At 61.1% G+C, this 14,315-nt stretch carries 12 protein-coding genes; 2 read left to right on the top strand and 10 right to left on the bottom strand.

Going from position 1 to position 14,315, the window contains the following annotated elements:
- Window positions 1–5: 5 nt before the first annotated feature.
- From ACZ5YV_RS16810 to ACZ5YV_RS16775, 8 genes are read right to left on the bottom strand one after another with little or no spacing between them, the layout of a single operon-like run.
- Window positions 6–824 (bottom strand): SDR family NAD(P)-dependent oxidoreductase, encoded by an 819-nt coding sequence (locus ACZ5YV_RS16810; protein WP_464789517.1) that lies wholly within the window; start codon window positions 822–824, stop codon window positions 6–8.
- Entirely contained in the window at window positions 817–1,689 is an 873-nt protein-coding gene (surE, locus tag ACZ5YV_RS16805; RefSeq protein ID WP_464789516.1) for a 5'/3'-nucleotidase SurE, read from the bottom strand. Before surE ends, ACZ5YV_RS16810 begins: the two co-directional genes overlap by 8 nt.
- Complete coding sequence (locus ACZ5YV_RS16800) at window positions 1,686–2,843, bottom strand: NAD(P)/FAD-dependent oxidoreductase (protein WP_464789515.1); 1,158 nt, start codon at window positions 2,841–2,843, stop codon at window positions 1,686–1,688. The genes surE and ACZ5YV_RS16800 overlap by 4 nt, the downstream gene beginning before the upstream one ends.
- Window positions 2,840–3,646: an SDR family NAD(P)-dependent oxidoreductase gene (locus ACZ5YV_RS16795; RefSeq protein ID WP_464789514.1), complete on the bottom strand. Its 807-nt coding sequence runs from the start codon at window positions 3,644–3,646 to the stop codon at window positions 2,840–2,842. The genes ACZ5YV_RS16800 and ACZ5YV_RS16795 overlap by 4 nt, the downstream gene beginning before the upstream one ends.
- Window positions 3,643–4,815: a saccharopine dehydrogenase family protein gene (locus tag ACZ5YV_RS16790; RefSeq protein ID WP_464789513.1), complete on the bottom strand. Its 1,173-nt coding sequence runs from the start codon at window positions 4,813–4,815 to the stop codon at window positions 3,643–3,645. The genes ACZ5YV_RS16795 and ACZ5YV_RS16790 overlap by 4 nt, the downstream gene beginning before the upstream one ends.
- Entirely contained in the window at window positions 4,805–6,328 is a 1,524-nt protein-coding gene (locus ACZ5YV_RS16785) for a class I adenylate-forming enzyme family protein (protein WP_464789512.1), read from the bottom strand. Before ACZ5YV_RS16785 ends, ACZ5YV_RS16790 begins: the two co-directional genes overlap by 11 nt.
- The gene (locus tag ACZ5YV_RS16780) at window positions 6,328–7,323 is read right to left on the bottom strand and encodes a phosphotransferase (protein WP_464789511.1); all 996 of its coding nucleotides are present in this window, start codon (window positions 7,321–7,323) and stop codon (window positions 6,328–6,330) included. The genes ACZ5YV_RS16785 and ACZ5YV_RS16780 overlap by 1 nt, the downstream gene beginning before the upstream one ends.
- On the bottom strand, window positions 7,320–8,747 hold the full coding sequence (locus ACZ5YV_RS16775) for an aldehyde dehydrogenase family protein (RefSeq protein ID WP_464789510.1): 1,428 nt from the start codon (window positions 8,745–8,747) through the stop codon (window positions 7,320–7,322). The genes ACZ5YV_RS16780 and ACZ5YV_RS16775 overlap by 4 nt, the downstream gene beginning before the upstream one ends.
- Window positions 8,748–9,234: 487 nt before the next feature.
- Between ACZ5YV_RS16775 and ACZ5YV_RS16770 the strand changes: the two genes are divergently transcribed.
- Together ACZ5YV_RS16770 and ACZ5YV_RS16765 are read left to right on the top strand one after the other, a co-directional pair.
- Window positions 9,235–11,505, top strand: a complete 2,271-nt coding sequence (locus ACZ5YV_RS16770) for a TonB-dependent receptor (RefSeq protein WP_464789509.1) — start codon at window positions 9,235–9,237, stop codon at window positions 11,503–11,505.
- A gap of 184 nt (window positions 11,506–11,689) precedes the next feature.
- On the top strand, window positions 11,690–12,079 hold the full coding sequence (locus ACZ5YV_RS16765; RefSeq protein WP_464789508.1) for a PilZ domain-containing protein: 390 nt from the start codon (window positions 11,690–11,692) through the stop codon (window positions 12,077–12,079).
- Between the two features lie 63 nt (window positions 12,080–12,142).
- Here the strand turns inward: ACZ5YV_RS16765 and ACZ5YV_RS16760 are convergent, their stop codons facing one another.
- Together ACZ5YV_RS16760 and ACZ5YV_RS16755 are read right to left on the bottom strand one after the other, a co-directional pair.
- Complete coding sequence (locus ACZ5YV_RS16760) at window positions 12,143–12,895, bottom strand: SDR family NAD(P)-dependent oxidoreductase (protein ID WP_464789507.1); 753 nt, start codon at window positions 12,893–12,895, stop codon at window positions 12,143–12,145.
- Window positions 12,896–12,933: 38 nt separating this feature from the next.
- Window positions 12,934–14,166 (bottom strand): MFS transporter, encoded by a 1,233-nt coding sequence (locus ACZ5YV_RS16755; protein ID WP_464789928.1) that lies wholly within the window; start codon window positions 14,164–14,166, stop codon window positions 12,934–12,936.
- Window positions 14,167–14,315 lie beyond the last annotated feature (149 nt).

The following is a 14,315-nucleotide window of genomic DNA, read 5'->3' as shown; positions in this document are numbered from 1 at the left end:
TCGGTTCACGCCTCGTCGCCGAGGCCAGCCGTCCACTCAGGCTCAAAGGGTGTCGAGCGATCCTGACGCGTCCATGCGGGTTGGCCGTAGATGGACTGCCCGCCATCGACCGACAGGTTGGCGCCGGTGATGAATCCTGCCTTATCGGAACAGAGGAATGCGACGGCCTCCGCAATGTCGTCGGTCAGGCCCAGGCGGCCGATCGGGGTTTTCTGCAACAGATCGCGGCGGACACCCGGCTTTTCGACCATCCATTTCGTCATGGCCGTTTCTATGACGCCCGGCAGGATGGCATTCGCCCGGATGCGGTGGATGCCCAGTTCCGCCGCCATGGTCTGGACCAGCATCAACAGGGCAGATTTGGTCGCGCAATAAGCGCCGATCTGATCCGCATGACGAAGCCCCAGCGAGGATGAGATGACCGCGATCGACCCGCCCCTGCGGCCCTCCGCGATCAGCCGTGCACCTGCCTGGCAAATGTGAAAAGTGCCGCTCAGGTTGATCGCGACGTGCCGGTCCCAGACGGCTGGTTCCATCTCCAGAAAGCCAGTGAACTTGGCATAACCGGCATTGGCGACGGCGACGTCGAGGCGGCCGAAATGCGCGCGTACCTCATCCATCGCCTGATCGATCGCACCCCGGTCGGTCTGATCCGCCGCCAGGACCAGGCAATCGTCCGGCATGTCCTGGCGCAGGGCCGCAGCCGTGGTTTCGTCGCGCTCGAACAAGGCAAGGGCATGGCCAGCATCCGCCAGCCGCTGGCTGATGGCCCGACCCAGTTCGCCCCCTGCCCCGGTCACCAGGGCGACCGGCCGTTCATCCACAGCAGCCGCTCCTGCACTCACCGTCGCTGGCGCCCAGGCGCGGATCGATAATCTCCACCGACTGCCTGAGCCAGCGGCGCAGGCGACCGGCCGCGCGGACATCGCCAAAATCGAAGCTGACCGGCGTGACCGAAACATGGCCCGCCGCGACGGCGCTGGCGTCGGACCCCGGCCGCATCGTGAACACGGGATCGCGGTCGACATTGGTGAGGAAGGTGTACCAGCCGTGGCCGGTATCCGTTTCCACCGCCTCATAATGGCCGGGGTCCCAGACGCGATGGTCGAGCGCTGTGATCTTGAGACGCCGGTCCTTCAGCATGCCCGGCGCATTGACATTGAGGATGCTGCGCGGCGGCGGCGGGCTGGCTATCATCCACGCCGCCAGTTCAGCGCCGACCTCACTGCACCAGCCATAATCATAATCGGTGAGATCAACCAAGCGGAAGCGTCCGTCACGCGCCTGCTGTGAGATCGACAACGCAGGCAGGCCGAGCAACGCGCCTTCCGCCGCGGAGCCGAAGGTGGACGAATAGGTGGCGTCGTCGCCCAGATTGGCGCCTTCATTGATGCCGGACACCACCAGGCGGACATCCTTGGCCAAGCCGGACAGGATCGCGGCGCGTACGCAATCGACGGGCGTGCCGTCGGCGCGATAGATCGGGTTGCGATCATCGCCGCCATCGCGCGTCATCACCACCGGCTTGCGGAAGGATGCCGAACGGGATGTACCGCTGCGTGGCCCGTCAGGCGCCACCGACAGCACGTTGAGGCCCGCATTGATCATCGCGTCCCGGATGGCAGCCATGCCGCCCGCCTGATAGCCGTCATCGTTCGTCAACAGAACGTCCATGATAACCTCGCTCATCGAAAGCTGCTCAAACTTGGGCGGTCGGGCCGAAGCGCCTCGACGCCCGGCACGGTCGCAGGCTTGCCGGACAACGCCCATTCTGCCGCACACATGCCGAGGATCGATCCGGACGTGACGCCGACACCGCCCAGCCCGCCGACCACCAGCACGGAAGGATCGGCTTCGTACGGCCCGACCTGAAAGCGATCATCCATGCTGATGGGATAGAGGCCGAACCAGCCGTTGGAAAAACCGAAATCGTCCATGCCCATCCGCTCGGTCAGAAGAGTTGCGACAGTGATCAGATGATCGTCGCCAGACGGCGGGCTGAAGCTGTCGGGATCGACATCGAGTCCGTCGATAGCTTCATAGGTATGAAGCCCGGCGATCAGGCTGTCGGGACCATCCTGCCTGAAATAAAGACCCTCGCCCTCCTGTCCCGGCATGTAGAGGTTGACCATCGGAACAGTATAGCCAAGGTCCCGGGGCAATCGGACCAGAAAGACTTCATGGACCTGCGGCTTGATTGGCACCGCATGGCCCAGCAGCTTGCCGACATTCCCGGCCCATGCGCCAGCCGCATTGATCACGATATCGGCTTCGACCACGCCCTTGCTGGTTTCCAGCCGATGCACCCCGCCCGCCTTGGAATGAGAAAGCACGTCGGTCTGAACACTGACACGTGCGCCCTTCTCCTTGGCCTCTTCAAGAAGCGTCGTGCACAGAAGATATCCATCCAGATGCCCGTCCGTAGGACCAAGCAGACCGCCCGCCAGGTCATCCACGCGCATGTCGGGCACCAATTGCCTAAGGCCCTCCCGATCGATCAGCCGGGAATCCATGCCGCCCAGTTCCCGCTGCACCTTCACCGCGGCGGCCAGCCGGTCCATCTGTTCGTCCGTATAGGCCACGCGAACATTGCCGATCTTGGCGAGCGGCAGCCCACGCTCTCGCTCCAGCCGCAGGAACAGTTCCTTCGCGCGGATGCGAATCTCGATGTCGAGTGGGTTGAGCGTTTGATAATTATAGACGCCAGCGGAACGGCCGGACGACCCGCTGGCGGGCGCCTCCCGCTCCAGCACGGTCACGTCCGCGCCAAGTTCCGCGGCACGAAGGGCGGCGCCGCAACCGGCGGTGCCAGCGCCGATGATGGCGATTCGGGGACGGGTCACTGCTTATCCTCATCATTGGGAAGCGAACGGTGGACATGGATGTCGGCGAGCGTGCCGCCATCGACCACCAGATCAGTTCCGGTTATGCCCGATGCGGCGTCACTGGCGAGGAAGGCAACCGCGCCAGCCACTTCATCAACAGTCACCATGCGCTTCATGGGTACGCGTCTGAAATCATGCAGCATATGTTGCAGCATTGCCGGTCGAAGTGCTTCTTCCACCATTTTGGTATGCACCCAGCCCGGACTGACGGAATTGACGCGAATGCCATATTCGGCCAGTTCGATCGCCGCGCTCATGGTCATGCCGCGCAGGCCGAACTTCGCGGCGACATAGCTGGCGAAGGGACCGTCCGCCGCATGCGCTTCGATAGACCCTATGTTGATGATGGCGCCGCCATCACCCTGGCTGCGCATCTGCCGCGCTACTCTTTGGGTCATGAAGAAAACGCCGTTCAGGTTGACGTCGATCACCCGCCGCCATGCCACTTCTTCTATGTCGAGGAACGCCGCTTCGTCGGCAATTCCCGCATTGTTGACGAGAATGTCCAGCCGCCCGTGGGTTTCCAACGCACCGGAAACGACCTTTTCGACGTCGCTGGTCAACGAGACATCGCCCGGCTGCACGCTGGCCCTGCCGCCCATGCTCTCGATCGTCTTTGCGGTAGCCTGAAGATCGACGGGGTTGCGCCCGCTCAGGACGACCGTAGCCCCACGCTTAGCCAAAGTGAGGGCGATACCTTCGCCAAGGCCCCGGCCTCCGCCCGTGACCAGCGCGACCCTGCCTGCCAGATCCTCGCTCATGCAGCCTCCGATGTCCCAGCCATCAGGTCGCGAATACGCAGCCTTTCACCCTGGCGTCCGTTCTGAAGACGATAGACCCCTAGCCCGCCGCCGCCGAGACTGACCCGCCGAAGAGCCGCGAAAAATTTCTCGGGCGACAGTGCTTCGGGCGCAAACACGCCGCCGCGCGGCGTATCGCCTTCCGCCAGCATCAGCACCCCTGCGGCCGCCGGAACGCCAGTGGCTTCTTCCATGCTGGTGTCCGCGCCCGACGCGTAGCGAAGCCCGTTGCCGTCGGTATGAACATCAATCTGCAACCCGCTTCCAATCCGTTCGCCACCTTCGAAACGGGCCAGAAATTGCTGGAACGCCTTGACCAGCATGTCGGTACGCTCGCTCGTGCTGCCGGGCTGCTGCTCATCCGCGACGGCGGCAAGGGCCGCTGCCACCGCATGCGCGTCGATCGGGGCGATCGCTCCATAGTTGACCGCCCGTTTGACGGGCAGGAAGCGGGGAACGGTAAGCGGTTCGGGATGGGCCAGCTTCACCACTGTCTGCCGCCCGACCGTTCCGGGGAAATCGACGACGCGCGAACGCATCTCGCCGGGAAGCGGAACGGGATGAACCGTCCCGTCGAAATCGACAAGATTGAAGCAATGCCAGAAATGTTTGGTCGCCGCTTCGGTCATGTCCTTGGCATCGACCACCCAGGCAATCTCGACATCGTCCGCGCCATTTAGATGATCGACCGCAAGGCGGATCAGGATATTCGACACGCCCGGCGTCGAACCCAGCCCGATGATCGCCGTGACGCCCGCCGCCTTGGCGGCTTCATCTCGCGACAGGATCGGAACCGTGATGTCGGCGTCGTCGCAAATATCGAGATAGTCGGTCCCGGCCGCGATCGCTGCGTCCAATACGGTAAAGCCGGTGCGGTAATAGGGGCCTGCCAGGTTCGCGACGATCGCCGTCGAACGCATCAGCGCGTCCAGCGTACCCGCGTCCGCCAGCGGGTCCTGCTCGCTCGTCTGCATGCCAAGTGCCTGCGTTGCAGCCAGCGTCTCGGGCCGCCAGGCCCGATCGATCGCAAGCCAGCGCGTGACATCGGTGCCCCGCGCAGCTGCGGCCAGCATGGCCTGCGCCTGCCGCCCCCCAGCCCCGATCACCACGACATCGAATTCACGTTTCATCAGTCTCTCCCGAATTTGGGCCTTGATCGTTCAGCATCGCGATGACGGCATCGCGCACGTTCCGGCGGTCCACCTTCCCGGACGCGATGCGCGGGAAGGGATCAAAAAGGATGAAGTGGACCGGCATCGCATAGGCAGGCAGCCGCGCGGCCAGGAAAGCGCGCGCGCTAGCTTCATCGAACATCCGGCCCGGCCGGATTTCGAGCGCCGCGACGGGCACTTCCTGCAACACCGGATCGGGGATGCCGATCACCACGCAATAGCCGATCTCCGGCAGTTCCGCGAGCAGGCACTCCAGATGGGACGGCAATATCTTCTCGCCGCCACGGTTGATGACATCGTCCCGCCGCCCGTCCAGAAACAGGCGGCCAGCATCATCGAACCGGCCAAGGTCGCCTGTCCGCAACCATTTGCCCGACAATTTTTCAGCGTTAGCCTCGGGACGCCGCCAATATTCCGTCATGCGGGTCGGTCCCGCGACCCAGACTTCGCCGGACTCCCCCTGCGCGACATCCCGGCCGTCTTCGCCCACCACCCGCAATTCTGCGAAGGGAGCGGCAAAGCCGACGGATTCGCCAAAGTCCGTGATCATCTCGGGCGGCAGGAAGCTGCACGCGCAACCAAATTCCGTCAGCCCATAGCCATGGACAAGCTCAAGATGGGGCCAGCGTTCCAGCATCTCCCGCGACCAGGCAGCGGGCATCGGCGATCCGCCAAACAAGACGGTTCGGGCCGGTCCAAACACCGCGTCGGCATCGTCCAATATCATCAGCATGCGCAGCACGCTGGGCACGGCGGTGACGAAGGTCGCGGGCGCGGCCTTGAAAGCGGCGATCGCTTCCTTGCGATGGAATTCCTCCACCAGCATCGTTTCCCCGCCAGCCAGCAGCATCTGACCGAACTGGTCGATGAAACCCGTGTTGTGGAACATGGGGGCGATCACGACAGTGCTGTCGGCGCTGGTCGCGCGGAAGAATAAGCGGAAGACTTCCGATGCCATGCACAAGGCTTGGGTGCTGAGCAGCGCGCCCTTGGGTTCGCCGGTAGTCCCAGAACTGAAGCTGATCAGCGCGGGCGCTTCGCCCGTCACGAAATCGGGCAGATCCTCCTGCGCCGACATGGCCGTGGCCATTTCCAGCGGGAGTACCAATATCGGCGCCTTGGCAAGAAGCGATGTGTGGCGCTTGTCCGCAATCGCCACGCGCGCCTCAAGCAAGCTGACCAGGTCAGCCATCTGCAACGCACTGATGCGATTGTTCGCGGGCACGGCGATGGCGCCAAGGCGCATGACGGCGAGATAGGCGACGACCCATTCGATGACGTTGAGGCCGACGATGATCACCCGGTCTCCGCTCTGCACGCCGGTTGACCGAAGGAAGCGCGCATAGTCTTCCGCCTTGGCGGCGAGAACATGATATTCGACCGATCTTTCACCCTGCCGCAGGGCGATCCGTCCCGGCGTTTCGTCCGCCCAATGGCGAAGCGCATGCCAAAGCGTTTCGAAAGGCGGCATCAGAAACGCGCTCCTTCCCGCACATGGGCCGCGGCCTTCAGCATCTCGGCAAAGCTCCCCTTCTCCCAAGCCTTGCGGGCTTCGGTCAGGTTGGAACTTGCATAGCCCTGATAGGTCCAGCCATCGAGCGGCGTCGTATGGGCGGACAGGATCGGTTCGGCCATGGCCGCCCAGGCCGCCTCCCGAACCCCCGCGACCGCACGCATCAGCGCAACGCGGGCGCGCTGACTGTCGTCGAGTTGGGGATCGTACAAGCGCAGAAAGCTCTCCGTCTCTTCGTCCGTAAGGGTGGCCTGACAGGCGAAGCTCGCCATTTCGAACGCGACCCAGCCCATTCCGGCATAATCCCAGTCGATAAGGCGCAGCCGGTCGCCGACGATGAAATTCTGCGGCACGAGGTCGCTGTGACAAAATGCCCGTGGGGCATCGATAGCGGCGAAAAGCTGCGCGATCTGCCTGACGCGATCATACATGTCCGGAAACTCGGCGGGTCGCACCGCACCTTCCGCATCGCCCAGTTTCACGAAATGCGCCGCGTCCTCAAAGGGCGAAAAGGCGCGCCCGGTGGTAGGCTGCGCATGGAGGCTGCGCAGCGTTTCCACGACATCACCCAGCAGCCCTTCTTCCCGCATGCGCGCGGGCGTCATCACGCCGCCGTTCAGAAACGGGCACAGGAAATGCCCCTCGGGCAATATCGATGCCAGGATATTGGGCGCGAGGTCCGCTCGCGCCGCATCGCTTTGCGCCTGGATGGATGCAGCGCGGTCAACGCCCCAACGCTCCGGTTCGGGTGCGCAGACGCGTAGTGCGAGCGCGTGGCGTGATCCTTCCAGCTTCAGATTGACGTTGCTGCCACCCCCGCTCATCGCACTGACCTGATAGTCGTCGGCAAGATCAGGCAGCGTCCACTGGGACAGGATGCCGGTCACCTGCTCCTGTAGCGCCGGACCAATTTCCGGCGCGAAGCCAAGCTTCATGCCAGACGCGACCGTCACAGCTGGTATCCATGGCTGATGGCGACATGCTTGAGCGCCGTATGCTCCTCGATCGCATGGATCGACATGTCGCGCCCGATGCCCGACAGCTTGAAACCGCCGAAGGGCATTTCCGCCGCGGTCGGGCCATGATCGTTGATCCACACCGTCCCGGCTTCGATCAACGCGGCGCATTTGACGGCGCGATTAATGTCCCGCGTCCAGATTGACGCCGCCAGGCCGTAGGCAACGTCATTGGCCTTTGCGATCGCGTCATCTTCGTCATCGAAGGTGCTGACGACCAGGACGGGGCCGAACAATTCCTCCTGGACGATGGCGGAACGCTGGTCCGCCCCTGTGACGATCGTGGGCGTGTAGAAAGCGCCGCTGCCCTCGCCGCCGGTGACGATCCGGGCACCCTCGCCCACCGCCCTTTTCACCTGCCGCGCAATGCTGTCGCGATGGCGCTGGGACACCACCGGCCCCATCTGGACCGACGGATCGAGGAAGCCATTGCCGACGGTCAGTCCTTCCGCCATCTGCACGAGCCGTTCGGTCACTTCGCCGAACAGCGCCTTCGACACATAGACGCGGGTCGCCGCCGTGCAATCCTGACCTGAGTTGCGAAACGCAGCGCCACGCATCGTCACCACGAACTTGTCGAGATCGGCATCGTCGAACAGGAGCACGGGCGCCTTGCCGCCCAGTTCCAGATGGACCTTCTTCACCATGTCGGCGGCATCGCGCATGATGGTCTTGCCGGTGCTGGTGCCGCCGGTCAACGAAACCATGGCAACGTCGGGATGCCGCACCAGCGCCTTGCCGACACTGTCGCCACCGCCCGTCACGACATTCAGGACGCCAGCGGGGAATATCTCCGCAGCGATGCGGCCTAGCAGAAGGGATGTCAGCGGCGTTTCGTTCGTTGGCTTGAGCACCACGGTATTGCCCGCCATCAATGCCGGGCCAATCTTCCAGCTCGTCAGCCCCATGGGATAATTCCAGGGAGCGATCGCGGCGACGATGCCCAGCGGTTCGCGCCGCACCAGGCTGGTGATGCCGGGCTTATATTCATCGCATACAGGCGCGGTCAGCGCCCTGCCCGCACCCGCGAAGAACCGATACTTATCGGCTGCGGAGAACATTTCCGCCCGCGCGTCGCCCAAAGGCTTGCCCACATCGCGCGCTTCCAGTTCCGCGAACTGATCGGCATTCGCTTCGAGCGCGTCGGCCAGGCGTAACAGCGCCGCTGCGCGATCCTTCGGCGTGGTGGCCGCCCATGATCGACGCGCATCCTTCGCCGCGCTTACAGCTGCATCCACCCCGGCTTCGCCAACATCGACCATTTCGGCGATCTGGTCCCCGGTCGCAGGTTCGATAACCGCTTCCACCTTGCCTTCGCGCCATTCGCGGTTCGCGATCGTGGGAAAGAAATCCAATGACATCGCTCCAGTCCTCTCGAGTCAATTGCAGGCGATCTTGCCGGGCCATCCCCAACAGCGCCATGGGCCGTCTGCCTTGATAAAATTCTGAGACGCTTCGCTCGCGTCGATCAATCCCAATTCCCGAGGATTCGCCAGGAAGCTCGGCCCGCGCGCGGCTGCGGCATCAAGGCGTCTGCGCGTCCTCACCATGCGATCCCCCATTCCGATACAAGCTCCACCCCACTAAAAGGCAAACTGAAATTTCGGACATTAATACGAATATGTATTCATACTAATAGGATTCGAGGAGAATTGTCAATCGGTGGATTAAGCGCATGAATCATCGCATATTTTCCCTATATATGGATCATTATCGCGGAATTTCACGCAATCACATGGCATATTGACAGATTAAGTTTTAGATACGAACATACGTTCACAATAAGAGATGCAGGAGTCGAACCTGCGCTTGTTGATATCTGCTCGATCAACAAAGGGAGCGAAGGGTATGTCGAAGTTGAAAAACCGCTTGTGCAGGCATAGCAGTTCCAGCCTTGGAGCGCTCGCCATGGTGATGGCCTTCCCAGCTGCGGCGCTGGCACAGCAAACGGAGGAACCGGCGGCAGCACCTGCTCCCGTTCAGGGTATCCAGGAAATCGTGGTCACCGCGCAGCGCCGCGAGGAAAATCTTCAAAAGGTGCCGGTATCGGTCACCGCATTGTCGGGATCGGATCTGCAAGCCAGGGCAATCGTGGACAGCACGGACATCGTCAAGCTTGTCCCCGCTCTCAAATATAACGCCTATAGTCCTTCCACGACCGTCTATAATCTTCGCGGCGTATCGCAGAACGACTATTCCGATCAGTTGGAACCACCCGTCGCGGTATATCAGGACGATTCCTATCTGAGTTCCATGGCGACAGCGGGCTTCCCCCTGTTCGATATTGAACGCGTGGAAGTGCTGCGCGGCCCTCAAGGGACGCTTTTCGGCCGCAATGCGACGGGCGGCGCGATCCAGTATATTTCGCGCAAACCCACCAACGATTTTTCGCTCAATGCTTCGGCCACATGGTTCAGCGACGGCGGTTACGCGACGGAGATAGGCGCTGGTGGCCCTGTTTCGGATACGCTTGCGGCCCGTTTCGCCATTGCGCGAGTGCAGAGGGATGGCTTCGTCAAAAGCAACAATCCGGCGATCGGCGACAGTGGCGAAACCGATCAGTTCGCCGGCCGTGTCCAGCTGCTCTGGAAACCCACGCCCAACCTGAAAGTCTTGCTGCGCGCCATGCGATCGCGCGATGACAATTCAATCGCGGGCGGCACCTACACCTACACGCCCGCCGTTCCCGCCGATCATGGCCGCGGCGTGACACAGTCGCCTACCGATGATTTCTGGGGTACTGGCCCCGGCGTCGATCCGAACGGCTATGTGAAACCGGCAAGCTACGGCCTATACGAAAACAACAACAATATCCCGTCCGTCTTCAGCCGGACGATCCAGGCCTATACCGGCCGCATCGACTGGTCCGTTGGCGATGTGACGATCATTTCGATCACCGATTATCAGCGGATGAGAAAATTCTATCGGGAGGATTGTGACGGCACACCGCTAAACGGGTGCATCTTCGCTCCACGGACCAATCTTCGCCAATTTTCACAGGAAATACGCGCCGAAGGGGACACCGGAAGCCTCCGCTGGGTTGCAGGCGTCAACTACATCGACATTGACGGACATTACCAGTCGCATGCCGAATATAATCTGATCGGACTGGATTATTTTTCGACCGGTAATTCCGACTATTCGATCCGCACCAAATCGCCGTCGATATTTGCGCAAGGTACATATGCGCTGACCGACAAGCTGAAGTTGACAGCCGGTGCACGCTATACCCGTGACAAGAAGACCGACGACTACCGTCTCGACTTCACATCGATCACCGGCGGCGTGACCGACAATCAGATCATCGAGTTCAACCCCACTCTCAATCCCGATGATGCCCGCAAGCGCTACAATCTCTATTCGGGCAAGCTGCAACTGGATTATTCGCCAACCGATGACATCTTGCTGTTCGCAGGTGTTACCCGCGGCACGAAGTCAGGGAATTTTTCGGCACCAGTTTCCGCGCCGGTAGTGGTGTCGCGCCTGCCACACGGGCCGGAAGTGCTTTGGTCCTATGAAGCCGGCTTAAAGTCCAAATTCCTGGACAATCGCCTGCGGATCAACGCTTCCGCTTTCTATTATGACTATCATAACTACCAGGCCTTTTCGCTGATCGACCTCGTTCAGACGATCAGCAACCATGACGCCTGGGTCTATGGCGGCGAACTGGAGATAACAGCGGTGCCGGCCGAGGGCCTCAACATTTCGGGCGGCCTTTCCTATCTCAAGAGCAAGGTCAAGGGCATCGGCCTGCCCGACGGCACGACCACCGATAGCCGCCTGCCCCAGGCGCCTCGGTTGTCCGGCAATGCCAGCATCAGCTATACTCTGCCAGTGGGCAGCGGAGACCTGACCGCCCGCCTGGATGGCACGTTCACCAGCGGTTTCTGCTTCAGCGTCGTATGCGCCCCGGTGGAGCGCGAAAAGGCGTATCAGACGCTGGACGCGAGCCTGAGCTACAAGTTCGATCCTTTCACGCTAACCGCGTTTGCGAAGAACGTGACGGCGGAGAAATATCGCACCTATGCGCTTGACGTTTCGAGCCTCGGCTTCCTGGAAAGCATCTATACGCGTCCTCGCTACTATGGCGTGACCTTGTCGGTGAATTACGGGAGGTAAGGAAGAAGGGGGAAAGCTGTTTTGAAGGCTCTCCCCCTTCTTCGTTCGAAGGGCACTGCCAGACCAAATGCACCGCTCGTTATGATAGCGCTGGTAAGCAGGTTCATGCCCCGCCCCCTTAAGCCCGGCAGCCCTCTCCGCTACTTCAACTCTTAGCCTGAAATCATCCGGCCGGTGTGGTGATATGGGCGATCCGAAGTGCGCGCTTACCATGATTGGAAAGCGCGTGTTCATTCTTGCCGATCAGTGTCGTCTTGAGCCGGGGGGAAACCGGAGAAAAAACATGAGGATCGCACTGAGGCCATGCGAAGAACGCGTTGAGCTGCGTCACGAGGCGAACATCCCCGCCACCATGTTCCATGATGGTGTCGGCGTGCCGACAACAATCAAGAACATATCAAGCTACGGCGCGATGCTGTCGGTTCAATACGCTCCACCGCTTGGATCGCAGGTCTCGATCATCACAGACCGGCGCGAACTGCTGGCAACCATCATATGGGCGCGCGATGATAAATGCGGCGTGCTACTCAACTACTCTGTCGATCCAGCCGATTGGCTGGTCTCCGATAGGTAAAAACACCTTATATCGGTGCCACCAATCCGGCAGCAGACCAATATCTGGTGGTCGACCCCGTAATCACGCTGGCGCAAAAGGCCCCGCAGAGCCTCCGCCGTCGATCGGGATAAGAGCTCCATTGATGTATCCGCCTAGGGTTGACGATACGAAATCGACAAGATTGGCCACGTCATCCACCTTCGCGAAACGCGCCAACGGCACAGCCTTTTCCGCATCGTCGAACGCCCAACCAATTTCCGCCAGCAACTGATCGAGCATCGGCGTTTCAACATATCCGGGGCAAATGGCGTTGCAGCGAACGCCCTTCGGGCCATGGTCCAGCGCCATGCTCTTTACAAGTCCCGCGACGGCGTGCTTCGACGCGCAATAGGCGGCGTAGCCCTGGAAGCCATTCAGACCAGCGTCCGACGCGATGGCAGTGAAAGTCCCGCCCCCATTCTCCAGGAATGGGATGATCGCTTTCGCGAAAAGGAACACGCCTGTAAGATTGACGTCGATCATCTTGCGAAACAGCTCGGCCGACGTATCTACAACCGTGCCCGTCGCAGCGATGCCCGCACAGGCGACCGCGGTCGAGGGCCGTCCGAAATCCTTCGCGACGCTTTGGATGAAACCGGCCAGTTGATTTTCGTCGGTCACATCAACAGTAGCCGCGATGCCCTGTCCTCCAGCGCGTTCGATCTGCTCAAGCGTCTCCCTGACTCCATCGGCATTCCGGTCGGCCAGAGCGATGAAGCTCCCGCGTGCGGCGAGCTTCATGGCGACGCCAGCTCCGATGCCTGAGCCTGCCCCGGTGACTACTGAAATTTCCATCGAGGCCCTTCCTTTTACTAGTCGGAGATCAAGCCGCGCTAGACAGCTGACTGCGCAGGCGTACCATGATCCGAGCCCTGACTGGATCGAACGACATCGCGCCCAAACAGAACAGCGATAAAATTGAATATCAGGAGAGATACAGCGGCCAAAACAAAGCCCAGCGTGTAAAGGCCTGTTCTATCGCGAACATATCCCAGGACGAGCGGGTAGATAACGCCTCCGAATATCAGTCCGGTGCCCATGATACAGCCTGTCGCCATTCCGGCCATTTCCAGCCCGACAGCGTCAGCCGCAAGACAATAGGCCAGCGGCAACCCACCATAGGCGAACAATCCGCCCAGCGGCAGCGTCATCGCCAACAAATCATATCGATGCTGATCGACCGCCATCGCCGCGCCCATGAAGGAGAAGACCATCCCTACACCGGAAATCAGCATCAGCGGCTTCCGATGGCCCAGCCGATCTGACAGCAGACCAAAGGTCACGGCCGAAACGACCCCGGCAAACGGATAGAGCGCACCGGCAAACCCGGCAGCGGCTTCGGACCAATGGCCTTCCTCGATCAGAAGCGTGGGAACCCAATAGACAGCGATCGAATATGTGCCCCACACTCCGGTGAGAAAGAGCGCGGCCACTCGCACATTGGCCTGGCGCAGCACGGAGAGATATTGAGTAAGTTGAGAAGGTTTGTCCACGCGCGTGGAAGGATCGGCCCGTGCTGTGGACTCCGGTTCGCGCAGAAGCAGCCAGACCAGACCAGCGATAATCAGAAGCGCCGCCGCTCCCCACAGCGATCCGATGCGCCAGCCCCAGGTTTCGAGGACGTGCGAATAGGCATATCCAGCAAACACTGTGCCAATACCATCAGTGGAAAGCATGATGCCCATGAAAACGCCAAGCCTCTTGGAATGCTCCGCCCAATGCATTGCGATGGTATAAGGTCCGACGAAAAGCAGTGGAATGGCGGCACCCTGAAGAATGCGAACGACAAACATCATTTGATAGGTTGAGGCGAATGAGAATAAACACTGCCCGAGAGCGGACAAGACAAGCCCCGCGACGCAGACATTCTTGGCCCCCCAACGGTTGAAAAGCCCTCCGGCCGAATACACGACGATGCCGCCCGACAGGGCCGTCCCCGATGCCAGGGCGCCAGCCATGGTATAGTCCATGGAAAGATCGCTCATCATTGTCGCGATCTGGGTCGAATAGCCCACATAGGGAAGAAAGATAATGACCGTCGCTATAAAGCAGAGGGCCAGAGCCACCCATGCGCGGAAATCTGGCTGCTTTTTCTCTATCACCTGATCACTCCGTTCGACGTCCGTCAGCGCGGGGGGCTTAGAGCGGGCTGCATCAAATCAGACGCAGCCCGCCACGCTAATTTTGTTTCGGCTCGCGCAAAACCGGCGGCCAC

It is taken from the genome of Sphingobium sp. TomTYG46 (genome assembly GCF_055396345.1).
This window is presented reverse-complemented; position numbering and strand designations above follow the sequence as displayed.

What these genes read in the sequence shown, in the direction of transcription:
- surE (WP_464789516.1), bottom strand. Translation starts at nt 1,689, where the DNA reads ATGAGCGAGGTTATCATGGACGTTCTGTTGACGAACGATGACGGCTAT.
- ACZ5YV_RS16795 (WP_464789514.1), bottom strand. Translation starts at nt 3,646, where the DNA reads ATGAGCGAGGATCTGGCAGGCAGGGTCGCGCTGGTCACGGGCGGAGGC.
- ACZ5YV_RS16790 (WP_464789513.1), bottom strand. Translation starts at nt 4,815, where the DNA reads ATGAAACGTGAATTCGATGTCGTGGTGATCGGGGCTGGGGGGCGGCAG.
- ACZ5YV_RS16785 (WP_464789512.1), bottom strand. Translation starts at nt 6,328, where the DNA reads ATGCCGCCTTTCGAAACGCTTTGGCATGCGCTTCGCCATTGGGCGGAC.
- ACZ5YV_RS16775 (WP_464789510.1), bottom strand. Translation starts at nt 8,747, where the DNA reads ATGTCATTGGATTTCTTTCCCACGATCGCGAACCGCGAATGGCGCGAA.
- ACZ5YV_RS16770 (WP_464789509.1), top strand. Translation starts at nt 9,235, where the DNA reads ATGTCGAAGTTGAAAAACCGCTTGTGCAGGCATAGCAGTTCCAGCCTT.
- ACZ5YV_RS16765 (WP_464789508.1), top strand. Translation starts at nt 11,690, where the DNA reads ATGGGCGATCCGAAGTGCGCGCTTACCATGATTGGAAAGCGCGTGTTC.
- ACZ5YV_RS16760 (WP_464789507.1), bottom strand. Translation starts at nt 12,895, where the DNA reads ATGGAAATTTCAGTAGTCACCGGGGCAGGCTCAGGCATCGGAGCTGGC.